Annotated in this window: 14 protein-coding genes; 6 read left to right on the top strand and 8 right to left on the bottom strand. The window is 38.6% G+C overall.

The window, feature by feature from the left end:
- Positions 1 to 349 precede the first annotated feature (349 nt).
- On the top strand, positions 350 to 1339 hold the full coding sequence (locus BQ2683_RS04800; RefSeq protein ID WP_069987652.1) for an AraC family transcriptional regulator: 990 nt from the start codon (positions 350 to 352) through the stop codon (positions 1337 to 1339).
- 364 nt (positions 1340 to 1703) lie between these two features.
- Here BQ2683_RS04800 and BQ2683_RS04795 read toward each other — a convergent pair whose 3' ends face one another.
- The 7 genes from BQ2683_RS04795 to BQ2683_RS04765 form a co-directional block, all read right to left on the bottom strand.
- Positions 1704 to 5381, bottom strand: coding sequence for a glycosyl hydrolase (locus BQ2683_RS04795; protein ID WP_069987649.1), 3678 nt, complete (start codon positions 5379 to 5381; stop codon positions 1704 to 1706).
- Positions 5382 to 5856: 475 nt separating this feature from the next.
- The gene (gene thrS, locus BQ2683_RS04790; RefSeq protein ID WP_069987647.1) at positions 5857 to 7803 is read right to left on the bottom strand and encodes a threonine--tRNA ligase; all 1947 of its coding nucleotides are present in this window, start codon (positions 7801 to 7803) and stop codon (positions 5857 to 5859) included.
- A 474-nt stretch (positions 7804 to 8277) separates the two neighbouring features.
- Entirely contained in the window at positions 8278 to 10311 is a 2034-nt protein-coding gene (recG, locus tag BQ2683_RS04785; RefSeq protein WP_069987645.1) for an ATP-dependent DNA helicase RecG, read from the bottom strand.
- 1 nt (position 10312) lies between these two features.
- Complete coding sequence (locus tag BQ2683_RS04780; protein WP_069987643.1) at positions 10313 to 11947, bottom strand: DAK2 domain-containing protein; 1635 nt, start codon at positions 11945 to 11947, stop codon at positions 10313 to 10315.
- Positions 11948 to 11964: 17 nt separating this feature from the next.
- Positions 11965 to 12315: an Asp23/Gls24 family envelope stress response protein gene (locus BQ2683_RS04775; protein WP_069987641.1), complete on the bottom strand. Its 351-nt coding sequence runs from the start codon at positions 12313 to 12315 to the stop codon at positions 11965 to 11967.
- A gap of 511 nt (positions 12316 to 12826) precedes the next feature.
- The gene (locus tag BQ2683_RS04770; RefSeq protein ID WP_069987638.1) at positions 12827 to 13087 is read right to left on the bottom strand and encodes a stage V sporulation protein S; all 261 of its coding nucleotides are present in this window, start codon (positions 13085 to 13087) and stop codon (positions 12827 to 12829) included.
- A 131-nt stretch (positions 13088 to 13218) separates the two neighbouring features.
- Positions 13219 to 13986: a TIGR00282 family metallophosphoesterase gene (locus tag BQ2683_RS04765; protein ID WP_069987635.1), complete on the bottom strand. Its 768-nt coding sequence runs from the start codon at positions 13984 to 13986 to the stop codon at positions 13219 to 13221.
- Positions 13987 to 14244: 258 nt separating this feature from the next.
- Here BQ2683_RS04765 and BQ2683_RS04760 point away from each other — a divergent pair, with 258 nt between their 5' ends.
- The 5 genes from BQ2683_RS04760 to spo0A all read left to right on the top strand — a co-directional run bounded on the left by BQ2683_RS04760 (position 14245) and on the right by spo0A (position 19182).
- Entirely contained in the window at positions 14245 to 14607 is a 363-nt protein-coding gene (locus tag BQ2683_RS04760) for a GntR family transcriptional regulator (protein ID WP_333724051.1), read from the top strand.
- Positions 14604 to 15302, top strand: coding sequence for an ABC transporter ATP-binding protein (locus tag BQ2683_RS04755; RefSeq protein WP_069987633.1), 699 nt, complete (start codon positions 14604 to 14606; stop codon positions 15300 to 15302). Before BQ2683_RS04760 ends, BQ2683_RS04755 begins: the two co-directional genes overlap by 4 nt.
- Entirely contained in the window at positions 15296 to 16162 is an 867-nt protein-coding gene (locus tag BQ2683_RS04750) for a hypothetical protein (RefSeq protein WP_069987631.1), read from the top strand. The genes BQ2683_RS04755 and BQ2683_RS04750 overlap by 7 nt, the downstream gene beginning before the upstream one ends.
- Before the next feature lie 271 nt (positions 16163 to 16433).
- Positions 16434 to 17759 (top strand): sodium-dependent transporter, encoded by a 1326-nt coding sequence (locus BQ2683_RS04745; protein WP_069987628.1) that lies wholly within the window; start codon positions 16434 to 16436, stop codon positions 17757 to 17759.
- A 646-nt stretch (positions 17760 to 18405) separates the two neighbouring features.
- Complete coding sequence (spo0A, locus tag BQ2683_RS04740) at positions 18406 to 19182, top strand: sporulation transcription factor Spo0A (RefSeq protein ID WP_069987625.1); 777 nt, start codon at positions 18406 to 18408, stop codon at positions 19180 to 19182.
- A 107-nt stretch (positions 19183 to 19289) separates the two neighbouring features.
- On the opposite strand, the gene BQ2683_RS04735 is transcribed toward spo0A, so the two are convergent.
- Positions 19290 to 20891: an ABC-F family ATP-binding cassette domain-containing protein gene (locus tag BQ2683_RS04735; protein ID WP_069987622.1), complete on the bottom strand. Its 1602-nt coding sequence runs from the start codon at positions 20889 to 20891 to the stop codon at positions 19290 to 19292.
- Positions 20892 to 20936: the final 45 nt, after the last annotated feature.

Below are 20936 nucleotides of genomic sequence, written 5' to 3'. Positions count from 1 at the left end.
AAGAAAATCCTCCTTTTATATTGATTCTTATAAATTATTATACCAATATTTTTGGTCATAAGATAGAATTGAATCCAACAAAACAATTTGTTGTTTTTTGTCGAGATTTAACAATTAACATAAATTCATTTTTATATCAAAAAAATTGTAAAAACAATTCTTGTATATAATATAGTTCAACTATCTGTGATAAAAATTTTCTCAGCTTTATACCACACTAAATATTATTTTTTCTCAATTTAAAAGTATGTTGACAAATTATTGAATGAAATATATAATAATTTTAGGCATTATTTAGAAAATGAGTTTTATGTTATGGGAAGTATTTTGGTGGAAAGGAGAAAACTAAATGGAAGATTTAAAGCAAAAAGTACAAACTTTTCAACAGACACGTCCTCCTGTTTGCACCTTAAAAAACACTCCTACTAGAATTAAGTCTCAACTAGAATCCAACGGATACATCACTATTTTACCAATGAAAAACCGTCCATTAGTGGATGTCTGCCTCCATTGGCCTCCTATCTTTGACCCAGATGGCTACTATTACCATCGCCATGATTTTTTTGAACTTGCGTATGTTTATCGGGGTTCCTGTATCAATTTAATGCCAGAATCAAGGCTTCATATGAAGCAGGGAGATCTAATATTATTTAATCCAAATATTACCCATGCGATAGGCACTTTATCCGAAAACGATTGTGTTATTAACATTATCATTCAAAAAGATATTTTTAAACAAACCATTTTATCTATGCAAAAAAGCAATGATATGATGTCTGGTTTTCTCATCAACTATATTTGCGATAACCAAAAAATGATGGACTATATCTATTTCCCCTGCTCTCCAGCTTACTCTGTTGACCCTTACATCAATAACCTTCTGGACGAATTAACCATACAAAGGCCTTATTATGAATCCATGGTACAGTCTTCATTAATCGCCTTAATCACAGTTTTAATGTGTATTTACGATACTACTCATCAACAAAAAGGACAACAGTTGATGAGCAATCTTATTACTTATATCAACAGTAATCTCACCACTGTTTCATTAGGAGAACTGTCGGAAAAATTCCATTATTCAGAAAGCTATATTTCCAGAAAAATTCATGAATATACTGGAAAAAGCTTTTCCAAAATCCTGCAAGAATCAAAACTTGAACTGGTGAAACGATATCTGGAAACAAGTTCTACCTCAATGGAAAACATCGCCCATTTAATTGGCTATACCGATGCGAGTTATTTGCACCATGTCTTTAAAAAACAATACGGCGTTTCTCCATCTGAATACCGAAAAATTGTTCAAGCAAACCATTCATTTCAAAATTTATCAGTATAATTTTTAACTGTCCTATTAGATCTATAATAACAATGATAAGCCAGTAAAACTGGTATGTATCAGACCTTTTCTCAAGAAATATAGAATTGAAACATAGCATTTACTAAAACTTGCTGTAAAATTGAACCATACTAATGGATTATCCATTTACTTATCCAGTCTGGTATTCCTTTAAGGATGGTTTTTACTCCATTTTGTTTAATGGAGAATTTTCTTACTCAAATATGAGTGTATAGTACAGTTTTCGTTAATCACCTGAATTACCGTTTTAAATAGCAACAAAAAATACCAACCTTTTAAAAAGGCTGGTATTTTTTTGTTTAATCAATGGAAAAGGAAAAATAAATACTATATCAATTTTATATTATTTATGGTTTTTGCGTTTTGCCAAGGCAATTCCTGCACCTGCAAGCAGTGCTAGGGCAGCTGCTGCAACGATTGGCATGCTTTCCCCTGTGCTAGGGAGATTCTCATCAGAGCTTCCTGAACCAGAAGAACTTTCTGAGCCAGTAGAAGAGGAACCTTCTGCTATAATATCCATAGTAAAGGTCACACCGGAATTGATGAAATACCCAACTTTTCCTTTTGCGGCAATGCTAAAAGTACGGTCGTTTCCGACAGTATCAACTGCCATGGTAATTGTCCAGGTTTTGGTTTCATCCTCATTTACAACCGATTTTATTGTATTAAGAGGCATCTCTTTGTTTGCTTCATCATAAATCTTAATGTCATCAACCGTTGCAGGTGTTACAACAGTAACATCGAAGTTTTCGTTTACAATAGCGGATTCCGGCGCAGATGCTGACATCACCAAATTTTCTTCTGGCAAAGCAATTTTTTCTTCCGCATATGGGATTAATGTGACAGATGATAAGCCGTTAGATTGGTAAGTACATCTGTAGCCATTAAATCCTACCAGCTTATCTACTCCATCATAGGTATTGCTTCCTTCAGAAACTTTACCCATAGCAAGCATACGGTTTTCCAATGTAGTGGTTACTGTAATTTTCAAACGATTCTCGCCATCTTTGAGCAGGTCAGCTATATCAATTACAGAGTCAACCACATCCACTGTTTCTGCACGTTGGCCGTTTACTTCCACAACTGCGTTCTGGAGGAATGTTCCAAGGTCAAGGTATGCACCATCCGCAGAATCAGCATCCCAATTAAAAGTGGTGGTGTAATAGCCAATACCGGAAACCTCTTTTCCGATTTCTGGAATGTTATCCCAGGTGGTAAGGGTATCCAAGTGAGTCGAAATAATATCCTTGTTGGTTTGGTAACGTACTTCTTCGGTTGTCAGATCGACTTCCTGGAAAGAATCGGTGTCTTTATCATATACGGTAGTTTTCCGAGTTTCGGAACGTTTATCTGTTACATCACTTGCTGTCCAGTTCTCAACAGACAAATCCCAATTGGTCAGTTCAGTTGCCTGTGGAACGTCCAACGTTGTTCTATAGGTATTGCCATTGCTCAAGGTCGTATTGTAAGTACCACTTTTTACTGCACGCACCGTAAAATCGCCATTGTGGTTACTTACATCAGCATCTGTATTGACAACATGCAATTCTTCTTCAGATACAGGTTCAAACGCAAATAAAGCAACATCATTATATTCCAGTGTTAAATTGAAAATCGTTCTGCCATCTTCATATCGATAGTTAGCGATTTTCTCCACTTCCCCAGTCCAAGGGTCAATGCAATATGGAACATACATTCCGTCTATAGACATATCAGTATTGGCAACTGTCCCATGGGATTGTGGGTTAGTAGTTTTATACTGCAAGAATTTGTGTTGGTCATCACAGTAGTTATAAGCGTAGAGATACCGATTATTGTCTTTATCTTCCCTCATCTGTGTGAGAATCTGCTCATTGGAGCCAACCAATTCCGCACGTGGTCTTACATCCATGTTCAACAATGCTGGATAAGCTTCTGCTTCAGAAGCAACAGTTACAACATTTTTCTGTTGTTTGATTTCATCGATAACCGTTTTCAAATCTTCATTAGATTCGCTGTAATATGGGGTTATTGTAGCAGCGTCATCTACAAAGATTACTTTTAAACCTTGTTTTGCTAATTCCAACAGCCGTTCTGCTGCATCCACTGGCATCCTCTGCTGTTGTACCAAAATTGCTTGATATCCAACTGTATCGCCTAAGGTTCCTGTCGTTGCATTGTATTCCATCTTATTGAGATAATCCGGTGAGAAATAGTCATAGGTATAACCGGCATTTTGTAAGGACATATCTGTCCAGTAAATTCCCTGATGGTTACCAATCCAGTCTGCATATTGGGTTGGCCATTCTGTGTTTTCACCATAGTTTAAGTGGAGGATACCAAGGTCGGTACGGGATACACCTTCACGAAGCAATTTCTGTACACGCCCATAGTAATCATTCATTTCAGAGTAATCTTTTGCATCAGGGTTACGGGAATCCAAACGGGTGGATAGACCTGCGCCCATTCCTTCATATCCTGGCCAGCTAGTATTACTTTCTGGGCCCCAAGAAGAGGCGTGTCCATGCCAGATAACACGGTTTACACCCGCTGCATATTCCAAATTGGCGATTTTAATGTAATCTTGTTCGGTCAGGCCATAGTTTAAGCCGGTTACACAAGCGGTTTCAGAGGAATATAACATATCCATAATGTGGGCTGCGCCACTCCACAAGCGGTAGGTATCTGTCTGATCCTTCATATTTAAGGTTTCCGTTTCCACATAGTCCATTGCCATACCCATTTCGGAGGTTTCCATATAAGTACCATATGGCATTTGGGAACGAAGAGTAATATTATAATTTTCTTTCAACCATTTTCTCAATGGTTCCATCATTTTTTCTTGAATCAGCTGGGTTTGCACATCGTATACGTCGTTTGTAATTCTCCACGTTGTCATCTCATCGATTGTAGCGCCATCCGAACCACTGAGTGCCACATTCCCAATACGTACGCCGTCTACACCATCAGGTTTGCCCGCACCAGTAAAGTTTGCACCAGTACTGATACCGTAAAGCAGCGGCAGATAAGGAACAACATCATAGCCTTTTTTATTGATAAATTCCTGCCGCATCTCATTGCTCCAGTATAAGCTTCGCTGCCCCTGGCTTGTGGAAATTTCTAGAGAATCCATAAAGAATTGGATATCTGCATTTTTAATTGCCTCTACTAATTCTGAGTCGGAGAAATAATAGTTTTTTAAAAATTCCTTTAATGCTTCTACACCTGCACTGCCGTAATAGTTAATTGCATAGGAATCTTCTTGTGCTGGTTCTTGAGACTGCCATGTACCCTGTTGCCACATGGAATAAATCACATAGTCTCCATCGTTTGGTGCTGTCCAATCCAGTGTCCATGTTTGATCATCTACCTGTTTTACTTGATCAGTCAGGTTAATAGCACCCACTTTGGTATCCAAAATTGTCTGTTGCCCATTTCCATTAGAACCAACACGATAAGCATAAGTTCCTACAAAAGTTTTTTTCACATCCTCTGTAGCAATCCCTCTTTTTACTGGAGGAAGTATAAGGGTTCCCTGATTTTTTTGTCCTGCTTTTACGTTTTCAACCGAAATACCAATTTCCTGCCCAGCTGCTTCTGAGTTTGGATCTAACCCAGGAATGTTGGCATGTGTCCAATGTGTACCGCTGGTAATGCCAACCCGCATGCCCAATTTAGCCGCTTCTGTAATGGCCACTTTCGCATCGTGTTGCCAGGATTCGGAACCATAACCATAAACATCAGCGCTAACGCCCGCTTCGTCTAACATACAAAGTTCAAATCCTGTAAATCCCTGTTCGTGCATGGTATTAATTTCTTCTATAATGGTCTTGTCAGTATGCCCACCTTCTGGAAGCCACCATCTTACCTCTGTAGCGTTGCTTTGTGCGGGTTTATTATAGTTTGCGTTTAACTGGTCAAGAAAACTGGTTCCCTGATTGGTAGCGGATACCGCTACACTGCCAGCTACTGTAGAAGAAACCAGTAAAGCCGCCAGTAAACCCGAAACCACCTTTTTCTTCCACGTTTTTTGTTTTTTCATTTTTACTTCATCCTCCTTTGATCTTTTGCCGACTCAAACGGCAATATCAAATGATAAACATCAATTGATCCTTATATTCCTATTTTAAACGTTTGGAAACCAAAAGAACATGTGATTTTACGAAGTATTTCTTGTAATAATATGCTTTTTTATTTTCAGAAATTAAACATGTTATAAGAAAAAATTTCTATTATGTAAACTACAACGCTCAAATATTATTTTTATAAGAGGGCTTAATAGTGGCAGCAGGACACAAAGACGCAATAAAAATATGGGTTCGATTTATCAAGGCTTTGTAAAGTAACGATTATAACTTAAAATCGTTCCTATCTAGCAACTTCGTTTATAGTTCAAATCAATAACTGTTTTTCATTGAACTTCCAGGAAAATATAACAAGAAAAATCGTTTATCTTAATACCTTGGTAAAAAAATAGACCCAACGGATCTTTACCCATTGGATCTATTCTGATTTCCTTATTGAATTGCTTTGGTACGAATTTCCTCGTTTGCTTTTTCAATAAACTCCTCTAAGCTCATAGCACCAATATCGCCATCTTTACGAGAACGGACGGATACTACATTGTTTTCGATATCCTTATCTCCTACCAATAGCATGTATGGTACTTTTTCTAGTTGTGCTTCCCTGATTTTATAACCAATCTTTTCACTGCGGTCATCTATTTCCACACGTTGGATGCCAGCAGCCTGTAGTTTTTTCTGAATTTCATAGACAGCATCTAGATGACGGTCTGCGATTGGCAACAGTTTTATCTGAGTTGGAGCCAACCACAATGGGAATGCGCCAGCATATTTTTCAATTAACAGGGCAAGGGTTCTTTCATAACAACCAATGGAGGTGCGGTGAATGATATATGGGTTTTTGGTCTGTCCATCCGCGTCTACATATTCCATACCAAATTTTTCGGCTAACATAAGGTCAATCTGGATGGTAATTAAAGTATCTTCCTTTCCATGCACATTCTTGATTTGAATATCCAGTTTAGGACCATAGAAAGCAGCCTCTCCAACACCAACTTTATATGGAATTTCCAAATGATTTAGAATTTTTTCCATTTTGCCTTCCGCTTCATTCCATTGTTCTGGCGTACCGATGTATTTTTCTCTGTCTTCTGGATCCCATTTAGAAAAACGGTAGGAGATATCTTCATATAGCCCCAGTGTTTTCAACATAAACATAACTAGTTCCAAACAACTTTTAAATTCATCTTCCAGCTGGTCTGGCCGACACATCAGATGTCCTTCCGAAATAGTAAACTGGCGTACACGAATTAAGCCGTGCATTTCTCCGCTTGCTTCGTTACGGAACAAAGTAGATGTTTCGTTATAACGCAAAGGAAGCTCACGGTAAGAACGTTTTTTGCTTAAATATGCCTGATATTGGAATGGACAGGTCATTGGACGTAACGCAAATACTTCATCGTCTTTTTCTGGATCGCCTAAAACAAACATGCCGTCCTGGTAGTGATCCCAGTGGCCTGATACTTTATATAAATCACTTTTCGCCATATATGGAGTTTTGGTCAGCAGCCAACCCCGTTTTTGTTCTTCATCCTCTACAAATCGTTGCAGTAGCTGGATTACACGGGCCCCTTTTGGCAATAAAATTGGCAATCCTTGACCAATCAAGTCAGAAGTAGTGAAAAATCCCAATTCACGGCCCAATTTGTTGTGGTCACGTTTTTTCGCTTCTTCTACTGCTGCAAGATGTGCTTCCAGCTCACTTGCTTTTGGAAATGCTGTCCCATAAATACGAACTAACTGGGTGTTGTTTGCATCCCCTCTCCAATAAGCACCAGTAGCAGAGGTCAATTTAAATGCTTTCACAGGAGAAACACTCATCAAATGGGGCCCAGCACACAAATCCACAAAATCACCTTGACGGTAAAAACTAATCGGTTCCCCTTTTCCAGCATGTTCCTGAATTAATTCTACTTTGTAAGGTTCCTGCTTTTCTTCCATCAATTTGATTGCTTCTTCTGGAGAAAGGGTGAAGCTTTCCAGTTCCAACCCAGATTTTACAATCTTCTTCATTTCAGCTTCCAATTTTGCCAAGTCATCTAATGTGATAGCTGGTGTACAGTCGATATCATAATAGAACCCATTATCCACAGCTGGCCCAATTGCCAATTTTGCTTGTGGGTACAGGTGTTTTACTGCCTGAGCTAAGATATGGGAAGCAGTATGCCAAAATGCCTTTTTCCCTTCCTCATCTTCAAACGTTAAAATCTCTACTTTTGCATCCTCCATCACAGGGGTACGCAAGTCGCAAATTTCACCGTTGATTTTTGCCACACATGCAGCTTTATACAAGCCCATGCCGATACTTTTCGCGATTTCCGCAACAGAAATACCGGATTCAAATTCTTTTACAACATCGCCTTTTAACGTTACCTGAATCATTTACTCAAGTCCTTTCTTATTGATTACCAAAACAAAAAAGCTCCATCCCAATTATGGGATGAAGCTAATTACTCCACGGTTCCACCCAAATTGCACCTAATAACAGATGCCACTTGTATGCCAAAATAACGGTTGGCTACCGATGTGGTTCACCACACGCTCCGAGGTGGTATGCTTTACTACTATCTGTTTACCGCTTTCAGCCGGGTGGCGGTAATTCTCTTCTCCAAACGCCTGTAATAAAGCCGTCCTCATCAACGTTTTTGTTTTATTGATTTTATACTAGCACGAAATAAAATGGTTGTCAACCCCATATTTTTATCATCATACGGTTTTTACAGAACCTATTTTGTAAATAAATCTATCATTTTATATTCTTGAAAAAATTAATAAGCCTTTGTCATTTATCAAAAAATCTTGCGTTTTTTCGATTGTTAACCTTATATATTTCTCACCATCATCCAATCAAAATTTTTATAATGCGGTTTCTTTTTCTTGGAACAGCCGTTCAATTAGCCATTTTAAACCTTGGTGTTCCGGGGAATAAAACCCGAGATCATCCCGCACCAATTGTTGTGCTAAAGCCTGGGTAGTTTCCAATGTTTTCATATCTTCTACCATATTTGCCAGTTTAAAATTGACCATACCGTGCTGGCGTTTACCAAAAAAGTCTCCTGGTCCCCGCTGTTTTAAATCCTGTTCCGCAATCTGGAAGCCATTGGTAGTTTTACACATAGTATCCAGACGCTGTCGGTTTTCCGGTGTGTTTAAGCCAGAAACCAAAATACAGTAAGATTTCTCGGTACCACGTCCAACACGCCCACGTAATTGGTGCATTTGGGATAACCCAAACAGTTCGGCATTCTCGATCATCATCACCACCGCATTGGGGACATCCACCCCAACTTCTACTACAGTAGTAGAAATTAGTAATTGCAGTTCCCCTCGCTTAAATTGGTTCATAATATCGTCTTTTTCCTGGGCTGCCAATTTTCCATGTAAAATTCCAATGGTATGATCTTTTAAACAAGTCTTTTTTAGGTGTTCCCCATAAGCCACAACATTGGCAGCATCCCGGTCGGAATCCTCAATCATCGGACAAACAATATATGCCTGCCTACCCTGCTCCAATAAATTGTGGATAAACCCATAAGCCCGTTCCCGTTTGCTTGGAGGAATGGCAAAAGTATCAATAGTTTGCCTACCTTTTGGAAGTTGGTCAATCACAGATAAATCCAAGTCCCCATATAAAATCAACGCTAACGTACGGGGGATTGGGGTTGCTGACATGACCATAACATGAGGGTGATCCCCTTTACTGGCGAGTTTTTGCCGTTGTCCCACGCCAAAACGGTGTTGTTCATCGGTAATCACCAACCCTAATTTTTGGAACACAGTACTGTCCTGCACCAACGCATGAGTACCAACTACTAGTTGGTAGATTCCCAGTTCAACCCCCGATTTTACTGTATCTTTTTGTTTTTTGGTCATCGAACCAGTCAAAAGGCAGACATGGATACCCAATGGTTCCAATAAATTGGACAGGGTTTCATAATGCTGGGTTGCCAAAATTTCAGTTGGCGCCATCATAGCGGATTGAAAGCCGCTTTTCGCCATCAAGTAGCAACAGGCTGCCGCCACCATTGTTTTACCACATCCAACATCTCCCTGCACTAGTCGGTTCATTGGTGTTTCTTTCTGGAAATCCTCCACACATTGTTGAATTACCCGCAGTTGTGCATCTGTCAAAGTAAAAGGAAGCTGCTGTAAAAATGGGGATAAGTCTGTATCCTTTATTTGAACGGCTGTTTGTTCCAGCCCGTTTTGCCGAAGGAGCATCATACCAATTTGCCAAACCAACAGTTCCTCAAATACCAGCCGTTTTCGGGCAATAGCACACTCAAATTTATTTTTCGGGAAATGAATCTGCTGCATGGCGTAATTCCATCCACACAGATGATATTGTTCCAAAATCCATTTAGGGAACGGTTCCCATGCCTCTTTCGTCGCATAGGATAAAGCTTCTTTTTGGTTGGTAATAATCATTTTAGAGGTGAGCCCTTCAGTTAGAGGATAAATTGGTTGCATGGTCAACTGACCCTCCGGCGGCAGAACTAGCGGTGAGTTCATTTCCTTTCGCACAAAATTCCCCGAAATTTTTCCGTAAAACAGATAATCATGGTCCAATTCCAAGCCCATGTAGGCATATTTGTTGTTGTAAATGGTAATAACCATATCGGAGATTCCATCTGTTACAAATACCTTATACAGCACCATGCCTTTCCGTATCCTCTGTTCCGGCTGCTTTTTATATACTCTGGCAAAAATAGCACAGCTCTCTCCTATGATTGCGTCAGAAATCTGTTTGGGATGGGTAAAATCTATATAATCCCTTGGATAATAGGTTAAAAGGGAATAGACCGAAAGGACGCCCAGCTTTTCATACAGCTGGGCGCGCTTTACGCCTACTCCCTTTAAAGAATGGATCGGTTGCTCTAAAAATTTCATCTTATTCCACCGAAACAATATAATAATACACCGGCTGCCCGCCATTGATCATATTGACTTCCAAATGGTCCAATTTGGAAGAAACAGTTGCATATAGCTGTTCTGCCAACTGGTCAGTTACATCCGCACCATAGATAATGGTAGCAAACTGGCTGTTCTTCTTACTCAATGTTTTGATTAATTTATACGCCGCTTTATTGATTTCTTTTTCTGTAAAGCTCAATTTTCCATCGGCAATCGCCAAAATTTCGCCTTTTTTAATTTTATGGCCTTCAAAGTCAGAATCTCTTGCTGCAAACGTCACCTGACCAGTTGCCACATGGTCCAAAGCCTTTGTCATAGCAACACGGTTATCTGAGAAAGAGGCATCCGGGTCAAATGCCATCATGGCAGTAATCCCCTGTGGAATTGTCCTACTCTGTAATACACATACCTTCCTGTCTGCCAGTTTTACAGCCTGCTCTGCTGCCATAATAATATTTTTATTGTTTGGCAAGACAAAAACATGTTTTGCTGGAACAGAGTGGATCGCCTCTAAAATATCCTCTGTACTAGGATTCATGGTCTGACCGCCACTTACAACTTTATCCACCCCTAAATCGACAAATAAATTCTGTAACCCTTGTCCAGCAGCGACAGCAACAAATCCAAATTCCACATCTGAATCTACCGCAACATATTCTGCCATCTTTTTCGCCTGTTTTGCCTGATGGGCTTTGGTCGCATGCTGATGGCGCATATTATCAATCTTCATATTGGTTAAATAGCCATACTTCAACCCTTCTTGAATCGCATTTCCAGGATTGTCCGTATGTACGTGGACTTTGATGATCTCTTCGTCATCCACAACAACTACACAATCCCCAATAGATTCCAAATAAGCCCGCAAAGCAACTGGGTCTTGGGAAGATTGGCTATTACGGTTTACAATAAATTCAGTACAATAGGTAAAGGTAATTTCCCCTTCGTACTCCGCAGCAGGATTGTTCAGTTTCGTAGTGACAGCATCGGTTTCTCGCTCTATTTTTACACCGTCTTTGATCACGCTTAACATTCCCTGTAAAATCACCAGCAACCCCATCCCGCCAGCGTCTACTACACCAGCTTTCTTTAAAACAGGAAGCATTTCAGGGGTTTGATTTAAAGCATCCTCCGCGGCAGCAACCACACTATCCAATAAAACCACAGGGTCATTGGTAGAGTATTCCAATTCTTCCGCTTTTTCTTTCGCCATTCTGGCAACTGTTAAAATAGTCCCTTCTGTTGGTTTCATCACCGCTTTATAAGCTGCCTCTACACCAGACTGCAAAGCATCCACCAGATTATTGCTTGTCAATTCGTTCTGGTCTTTTAACCCCTTGGATATTCCACGGAACAGCAGGGACAAAATAACCCCGGAATTTCCACGGGCGCCCCGCAACATGGCAGATGCCGTTGTATCCGCTACCTGGGATACCGTTGGATTTTCCAACGCCAATAAAGCTTCCGCAGCAGCCAAAGCTGTCATGGACATATTGGTCCCTGTATCCCCATCCGGTACAGGAAACACATTTAATTCATCCACACGGTTTTTTTGGTTTGCAATATGGTAAGCGCCAGAAATTACAGCGTCCTTAAAAATCTGTCCATCAATCACTTTTCAATCATCCTCCATTATGCCTTCATCCCATCAATAAATACATTTACACTGGATACTGTAATGCCGGTAACTTCCTCCACAGCATAACGTACTTTATTGATAATACTTTTTACAACAGCTGAAATGTTCATACCATAAATAACAAGGATGTGCAAATCCACGATCAATTTTTCTTTTTTATACCGCACTAAAATTCCTTTATCCAAAGGCTCCTTGTGTAACAGTTTTGCTTTTAGTCCTTGGCGGTTATTGCAGTTGGACATTCCCGCAACCCCAAAACAGTTGGTAGCTGTATTGACAATTAAGTTGACTAAAAACTCGTGGGAGATATCAATCCATCCCAAATGGTTTTCCAATTTAATCATGAACATTCCCTCCTTATAATAGGTGTCCCATTGAATACCAATATCAACAAAAACCTTATGGTACATTGCAGTAATTTTCTGTTCCCTTTATGAGATAAAAACAAAATTATGATTCCTTACAAATGGTCGAAATACACCCGTTTTTAGAAATAACCAAGCTTTGATATAACTTCTATCTTGATAGAAAACTAGATGAAATAAAATAGCGACCGTATAAAGTTGCTTCGTATCGGGATCTTACATCTTCCTACGTACACTATAAAATTCATATCTAATAATACTCTCTGTACGAATACAATGCTGCTTTTATTGGGATGCGTCACAAATGTACCATAAGCAAAATAATTCCCGTTTGTAAACCACTTGATTTGCATTTCAATCATTTATTATTTTATATATTATACCATATGATCTATTCTTATTCAATCATTGCCTAAATAAAACCCCTAACTTTTCTGTTTACAGCAAAAAAGAGGAGGTACAATACCTCCCCTTTTATTTTTAAGCTGATTTATCTTGGCTCAACAATCATCTTAATTGCTGTTCTTTCTACCCCATCAATTTCGACATTACCAAATGCAGGAATACAAACCAAATCTACTCCTGTTGGAGCCAAATAGCCCCGAGCAATGGCAATTGATTTAACAGCCTGGTTGGTAGCCCCTGCACCAACAGCCTGAATTTCTACAGCCCCTTTTTCACGGATTACTCCAGCAATCGCTCCTGCTACTGAATTGGGAACTGATCTTGATGAAACTTTTAGAATATCCATTGCTAAAACCCTCCTTCATATAGTGTGCTAAGATTGTAAATTGTTTTAACCTATAGCGATGTTTTTTCTAATACTATAATATTATAATAATTTTATAAAAATTTCAATAGTTTGTTTATTGTTTTGTATCTTTACACTATTTTTAACCGTTGAATTAAGGCACAATGACCACTTTTTTCCTCAATTTGCAGAAAAACAGCATTGATCATACAAGGAGTGTCCCTCACTTCAAACCGAGTTGGCAGATGGGTCGTCATTTTCCTTACAATACAATCTGGTGCAACCCCTAAAATAGATTGGATTGGACCGGTCATCCCAACATCTGAGATAAAGCCGGTGCCTTGTGGTAAAATCTGTTCATCAGCGGTTTGTACATGGGTATGTGTCCCTAAAACTGCACTGACACGGCCGTCCAAATAATATCCCATCGCCCCTTTTTCACCAGTGGCTTCCCCATGAAAATCCACAATAATAATATTGGTATCCAGCTGTTTTAAGATTTCATCCACTGCTTGAAATGGGCAATTGTTAGCATCCAGATAAACCTGACCTATCAGATTAATCACCGCCACTGAAATACGCCCCATATCGTAAACGCAGTAACCCTTTCCTGGTACACTAGATGGATAGTTCGCAGGACGTATAATATGTTCATGTTCTTCTAAATAATCGTAGATTTCACGCCGTTTAAAGGTATGGTTCCCCAATGTGATAATATCCACACCAGAATCAAACAAAAAATCAGCTGACTTTGGCAGGATGCCATTTCCTACAGCAGAATTTTCACCATTGGCAATTACCAGATCTACTTGGTATTCCTTTTTTAGATTGGATAATTTTTGACGGATGATATTGCAGCCAGATTGGCTGACCACATCACCAATAAATAATAAATTCATTTTACTTTGAATCCTTTCCATTTCTAATTCTACTGTATGAGTGAATTGTTGTATGTTTACTTACTAACAAGGATACCATATCTGAAAAAATTCTTCAAGGGAACCTTTTACAATGGTGAATGAAACTTTGTCTCCCCTATTGACAAATTCTATTTTCAGTTGTATTATTGTATTATAAGTTTAATACAATAATACAAAGAGATCTCTTTTAGAGGTGAGCTTTCTGTGAAATAACTAGTAAATAAGGAGGCTGATCTTTTGAATCAAGTTGCATTTGATTCCAATATACCAATTTATCTTCAAATTATGCAGAAGATAAAACAATCCATTGTTGCTGGCGAATTAAAACCAGGGGAACGCATTCCATCTGTCCGCGACCTTTCCACCGTTTTTGGTGTAAACCCTAATACGATGCAGCGTGCGTTGACAGAATTAGAAAGAGAAGGTTTGCTGTACAGCGAACGTACCTCTGGTCGTTTTGTGACAGAACATACTGAGGTGATCCAAACGATGCAAAAAACCTATGCGGAAGAATTGATCCAAAAATTTTTAAACCAAATGTACTCTTTGGGTTATACCAAAGAGCAGGTTGCCAAAATTATTATGGAGGTGAAACAATGAATTCATTGGTACAAATCTCAAATCTAAATAAATCTTATGACCGTTTTCCTGTACTGCAAAATTTAAACCTCACAATCGAACAAGGGCAGATTGTTGGTCTATTAGGCCCAAATGGTTGCGGCAAAACTACATTGATGAAAATTATGGCTGGTTTAATTAACGATTATCAAGGTAATGTACTGATTGATGGGCATGCACCGGATCGGTACACCAAATCCATTGTTTCTTACCTTCCAGAAAAAACCTATTTATCTGATTCTATGAAAGCGGAATATGCCATTGATATGTTCCAAGATTTTTATCATGATTTTGATAAAAAGAAAGCCATGGAATTATTGGAACGATTCCATCTTCATCCAAAACAGAAAATTAAAGCGATGTCCAAAGGGATGCAAGAAAAATTGCAGCTAATTTTAGTAATGTCCCGTGCTGCCCGGCTTTATATTTTAGATGAACCTTTAAGTGGTGTGGATTCTGCTACCCGTGATAGCCTATTAAACCTAATTCTAAATAATTATAATGAAAATGCTTCGATTATTCTTTCCACCCACCTAATCAATGATGTGGAACGTATTTTCGATTCTGTAATCCTATTGGGATACGGCCAATTGATTATGCAGGACGAAGTGGACAATATTCGGTTGAAAACTGGAAAATCAGTAGATGAACTGTTCAGGGAGGTATTTCGATGTTAGGCAAATTATTAAAACATGAATTCCACGCAACTGGAAAAATACTCCCTATTAGCTATTTAGGGGTTGTCGTATTGTTTTTGGTAGGCTGGATGTTTAAGTTGATTTTTAAAGATATCCTTGCAGCCACGATTATTCCAATTATCCTATTGGTATTAGGTACTATCTTTTTGTTTATCTTCACATATGTTGTGATTATCATGCGGTTTTATCGCAGTATGTATGGGCGGGAAGGTTATCTTACACAGACTCTTCCAGTATCCAAAAGCGCATTACTTTCTAGCAGGATTATTGTATTTGTCACCTGGTTAATCGCAACCACAATCGTTGTACTATTCGCATGTGCTGGAATTGCATTTTTGGCATTGGATGCGGATCCGAAACAATTTTTTGAAATCATTCAAACATTATACGGCACAAGTCCAACCATGTTCCTCTATTTATTAATCGCTATGATAGCTTCTACTTTGCTATTTGCGTTTGAAGTATTCTTTTCCATCTCTTTGGCGAACACTTCAAAATTCCTAAAAAACAATATTGCTTTTTCTGTCGTATTTTTGTTGATTACCTATATTATCGTAGAATTGTTTGGTGTTGTCGCAATGCTGTTTATTCCCCTTACCATTGTCATTGACCCAATCACTGGAGGTGCCACATGGTCTACCCACACCATGTTTGAAGAAATGAAAAATGCTATTGTGGAGGGAATCAATAGCGCTACCGCTGACCCAGGTGCGACAACTACTATTTCTACTACTACAAATGCAATTGGTGTAGGAAGTATCTTCACCTCTATCCTCTTTATCATTGTGCTATTTTTCCTCACCAAGTATTTGATGAAACACAAAATCAACGTAAAATAAAGATAACCCATTCAATGGCATAAGTGCTGTAGATGATCTACAGCACTTATGTTTTTTGTTTTAAGCAATTATCTTTATTTTCACAATTATCCTGCCAAGATAGGATGTTTCTTACAATCAAATTATAAAACATTTATGAATTTTGACAAAATAAAACTTAATTCATTGATTCAGCTCTTTGTTTTTGTTATGATAGTAAATATGGCTTATTTCGCCAAAAATAAAGAATGCCCTAACAAACAAAAATTATAATAATTGTGAGGTATCAAGAATGAAACAAAATCAATGGGCCAGCCGGTTGGGCTTTGTGCTTGCAACAGCAGGCGCGGCAATCGGTTTAGGAAACCTATGGAAGTTTCCTTATTTAATGGGAAGTAATGGGGGATTTTTCTTCCTGATCGCTTATTTAGTGTTTATTGTTATTTTAGGCTTACCAGTGATGATGCTGGAAATGAGCCTTGGCCGTTATACTGGAAAAAACCCTGTAGCAAGCTATCGACAAATCCATCCAAAAGCAGGCATTGTAGGTGTATTCGGCGTGCTTTCTGCGATGATGATTCTAAGCTATTACAGCGTCATTGGTGGCTGGATTATCAAATATGTTATCAGTTATGTTACCACATTTCAGGCGCCAGCGGATTTTGCTGCTTTTACCAGCAATGGTCCAGAAACAACCCTGTGGCACTTTGTATTTATGGCAATTACAGTACTGATTTGTCTAAAAGGGGTTAGTGGCATTGAAAAAGCAAGTAAATTTATGATGCCCACCTTATTTATTCTATTATTAGTTGTAATTGTGAGAAATGTTACCCTGCCAAATGCTGGGGAAGGATTAAAATTTATTTTTACCCCATCTGAATCAAGTTTTTCCTTATCTTCTATCAGCACAGCACTGGGGCAGGTTTTTTATTCCCTTAGCCTTTGTATGGGGATTACCATTACCTACGGAAGTTACCTAAAAAAAGGAGAAAATATCCCAAGAAGCTGTGGTCATGTTGCCATTATGGATACTACTATTGCTGTATTGGCTGGTATTGCAATTTTCCCTGCGGTGTTCTCGTTTGGTCTAGAACCTGGCCAAGGTCCAAGTCTGATTTTTGGAACATTGCCAAAGGTATTCTCTGAAATTGCTGGTGGTTCCATCTTTGCGATCCTTTTCTTCGCACTAGTACTATTTGCTGCTGTAACCAGCGCAATCGCTCTGCTAGAAGTTGTTGTTTCTTTTGTAGTGGGAAGCATGGGCTGGAGCCGTAAAAAAGCTGTACTATTAGTAGGTGGGCTTATTTTCTTACTGGGTATCCCAAGTTGCCTCTCTTTTGGTCCTTTGGCTGATGTTACATTAGCTGGCTATACTTTCTTTGATTTGGTTGGGTTGTTAACGGATAACTTCCTGTTACCAATCGGCGGAATTTTAATGTGCTGGTTTGTAGGCTGGAAGTGGAATCCCAATATCCTGGTAGACGAAATCAAGGATGGTTGTCCTGAATTTAAACTGCAAAAAGTTTGGGTATTATGTATCCGGTTTTTAACCCCTATTTTAGTTTTAATTGTAACTATTAGTGGATTTATAAATATTTATCAAACAATTGTTGGATAAGAAAAAACTGTGGGTTTATTTTTCATTACCCACAGTTTTTTTGTACAATTAACAATTATATACGCCTTTTCTTCCTTGTTGTCACAAAATAGGCTCTAATCTTTTTTATTTTGACAAATCATCAATGTCAATTTACCCATATTATTACAAACTAATTCTTTTTGCTTCCCATATATATTTTGGGAAAATTGAAATTTTTCCAAAAATAATAGTACAAAAGCACTTGACAAACATCATAACAACTTCTTTGGATGGAGCGATTCTTTCTAATACGACATTTTCCGTCATTTCTGTAGAAATTTTTCCAGTTTATTTTTAGTAAATATGTCGAAAAAGAAAGCTATTCGTATTTTCTAGTTGTATCATAGATTGGGAACTGATATAATAATAGTATCCATAATATGGAATATTTATGGTTTCCCTCTTAATTCCTGAAAAAAAGATAAATTTACTATTTGATGATTCGGAAATAAAAAAACTAATTTGTTAAATATTGACAATTAAGTTTTGCCGAATCAAGATGATAATGATATAATCTACAAGTTTTTCTTTTTTTAGGAAATTTTTTCCAATAAGCTATTGCATCATATTACAAATTATGGTAATCTATGTTTGTAAGATTTTTCACCTTATAGGAGGATAGCATATGAATCAGCAGATAAAAGTTTTAATTGGTGACGATACAGCAAACTTTGGCATATTGTTTCGTAAAGTGTTAGAAGGTAGAGGTTTTCAAACTATCTTGACATCAAAAGATGGCGGAGAAATTATGTCAAAGATTGAACTGGAACATCCAGATGTTGTTGTAATGGATTCCTTTATGGCAAAAATGGATGCAATTAGCGTAATGAAAACGGTAAACCAACGTCAACTTCCAAAACCAATCTTTATTGTCATGACAGCTTACGACAACGAGTTTTTGGAAAAAGAGTTAATGAGGAACGGTGCAGCTTATTGTGTCTTAAAACCATTTGAGATGGATATGGTTGCATCTATTATTGAGGATTTTTGTTCTCATAAAAATGATACTCCTCACTCTATCCACTCTGACCCAACCGAAAAAGATATTGAAGTTATGGTAACACAGGTAATCCACCAGATTGGTGTACCTGCACATATTAAAGGATACCATTACTTAAGATCTTCTATCATGCACTGCATCGAAGATTCCGATATGATTAACGCGGTAACAAAAGTATTGTATCCAACCGTTGCAAAAGAATTTGATACCACTTCTTCCCGTGTAGAACGTGCAATCCGTCACGCAATCGAAGTTGCTTGGGACCGTGGAGATGTGGATACTTTAAATTCCTATTTTGGCTATACGATCCACAATGGCAGAGGGAAACCAACTAACTCTGAATTTATCGCAATGATTGCGGACAAGTTGCGTTTGCAAATGAAAAAAGAACACACCGCTTAAATGTAATGATTGCCTTTTTATTAAAATGATAATTGTCGAACAAACAGGGTACCCCTTGTAAGGGGTACCCTGTTATTGTGTTGAAAGCACTAGCAATACCTATTCGGTTAAGCCTCTAAACTTTCTTTATATTCCAAATATTCATCATAAGTGGATAAGCGGTCGATTAGCTTCCCTTCTGGCGTAACCTCGATAATGCGGTTCGCAATTGTCTGGATAAACTGATGGTCATAAGAAGCAAACAAAATGACCCCTTTAAAGTCAATCAACCCGTTATTGACAGCGGTAATAGATTCCAGATCTAAATGGTTCGTTGGCTGGTCTAATACCAACACATTGGAGTGAAACATCATCATACGGGAAAGCATACAGCGGACTTTCTCCCCACCGGATAAAACATTAACTGGTTTGTAAACGTCATCTCCAGAAAACAACATTTTCCCTAAAAAGCTACGCAAATAGGTTTCTGTATCATCGGTGGAATATTGTTTTAACCAATTTAATAGGCTATCCTCACAGCCATCAAAATAACTATTATTGTCCTTTGGAAAATAGGATTGGGTTGTTGTCCCACCCCATTTATATCTTCCCTGGTCTGCGTCCAATTCTCCCATTAGGATTTGAAACAGTGCTGTAATCGCCAGCTCATTTTCTCCAACAAATGCGACTTTGTCCCCTTTATTTAAGCGGAATGAAATATTGTCCAACAATAGCTGTCCATCCATGGTTTTGGATAATCCTTCTACTTCCAGGATTTCCTTCCCTGGTTCCCGCTCCATCTCAAACCCAACATAAGGGTATCGGCGGGAGGAAGCTGGCATTTCTTCCACGGCCAGTTTTTCCAGCAGTTTACGGCGGGAAGTCGCCTGCTTGGATTTGGACTTATTAGCGGAAAAGCGCTGGATAAAGTTTTGCAGTTCTTTGATTTTGTCCTCTTTTTTCTTATTCTGGTCTTTGATCATCCGCTGCATCAGTTGGCTGGATTCATACCAAAAGTCATAGTTCCCCACATAAATTTTAATTTGGGTATAATCTACATCCACAATATGAGTGCATACATTGTTTAAAAAATGACGGTCATGAGATACCACAATTACAGTGCCTTCATAATCCATCAAAAAGTCCTCCAGCCATTGGATGGATTCCACATCCAAGTGGTTGGTAGGCTCGTCCAGCAGGATAATATCCGGCTGGCCAAATAATGCCCGCGCCAACAGGATTTTTACTTTCTCCTTATCCCCCAAGCTTCCCATCTGTTCATAGAGCAGGTCAGTACTCAGACGCAATCCTTGCAGGATTTTTCCCGCATCCGTTTCCGCATCCCATCCGTTCAGTTCTGCAAATTCTGCTTCCAGTTCAGCAGCCAAATCCCCATCTTCTTCACTGAAATCCTCTTTGGCATACAAAGCATCTTTTTGCTGCATCACTTCGTATAAACGTGGATTCCCCTGAATAATCGTATCTAGCACAGAGAATTCATCATACGCAAAATGGTCCTGTTTTAACACAGACATTCTGGTATTCTTTTGAATGGAAACCTCACCGGTAGAAGGCTCCAAATCGCCGGATAAAATACGCAAAAAGGTAGATTTTCCGGCGCCATTCGCCCCAATTACCCCATAGCAGTTCTCTGCCGCGAACTTTAAATCCACATGGGAAAATAAATTTTGCCCATCAAAATTAATACTAACATTGGATACAGTAATCATATTGAATTCCTTTCTTTTTTCTATCGAAAACAGTATTAGAATAAT

Origin of the sequence: Massilioclostridium coli (genome assembly GCF_900095865.1) — a bacterium.
GTDB classification, from domain to species: Bacteria; Bacillota; Clostridia; order Oscillospirales; family Ruminococcaceae; genus Massilioclostridium; species Massilioclostridium facile.
This window is presented reverse-complemented; position numbering and strand designations above follow the sequence as displayed.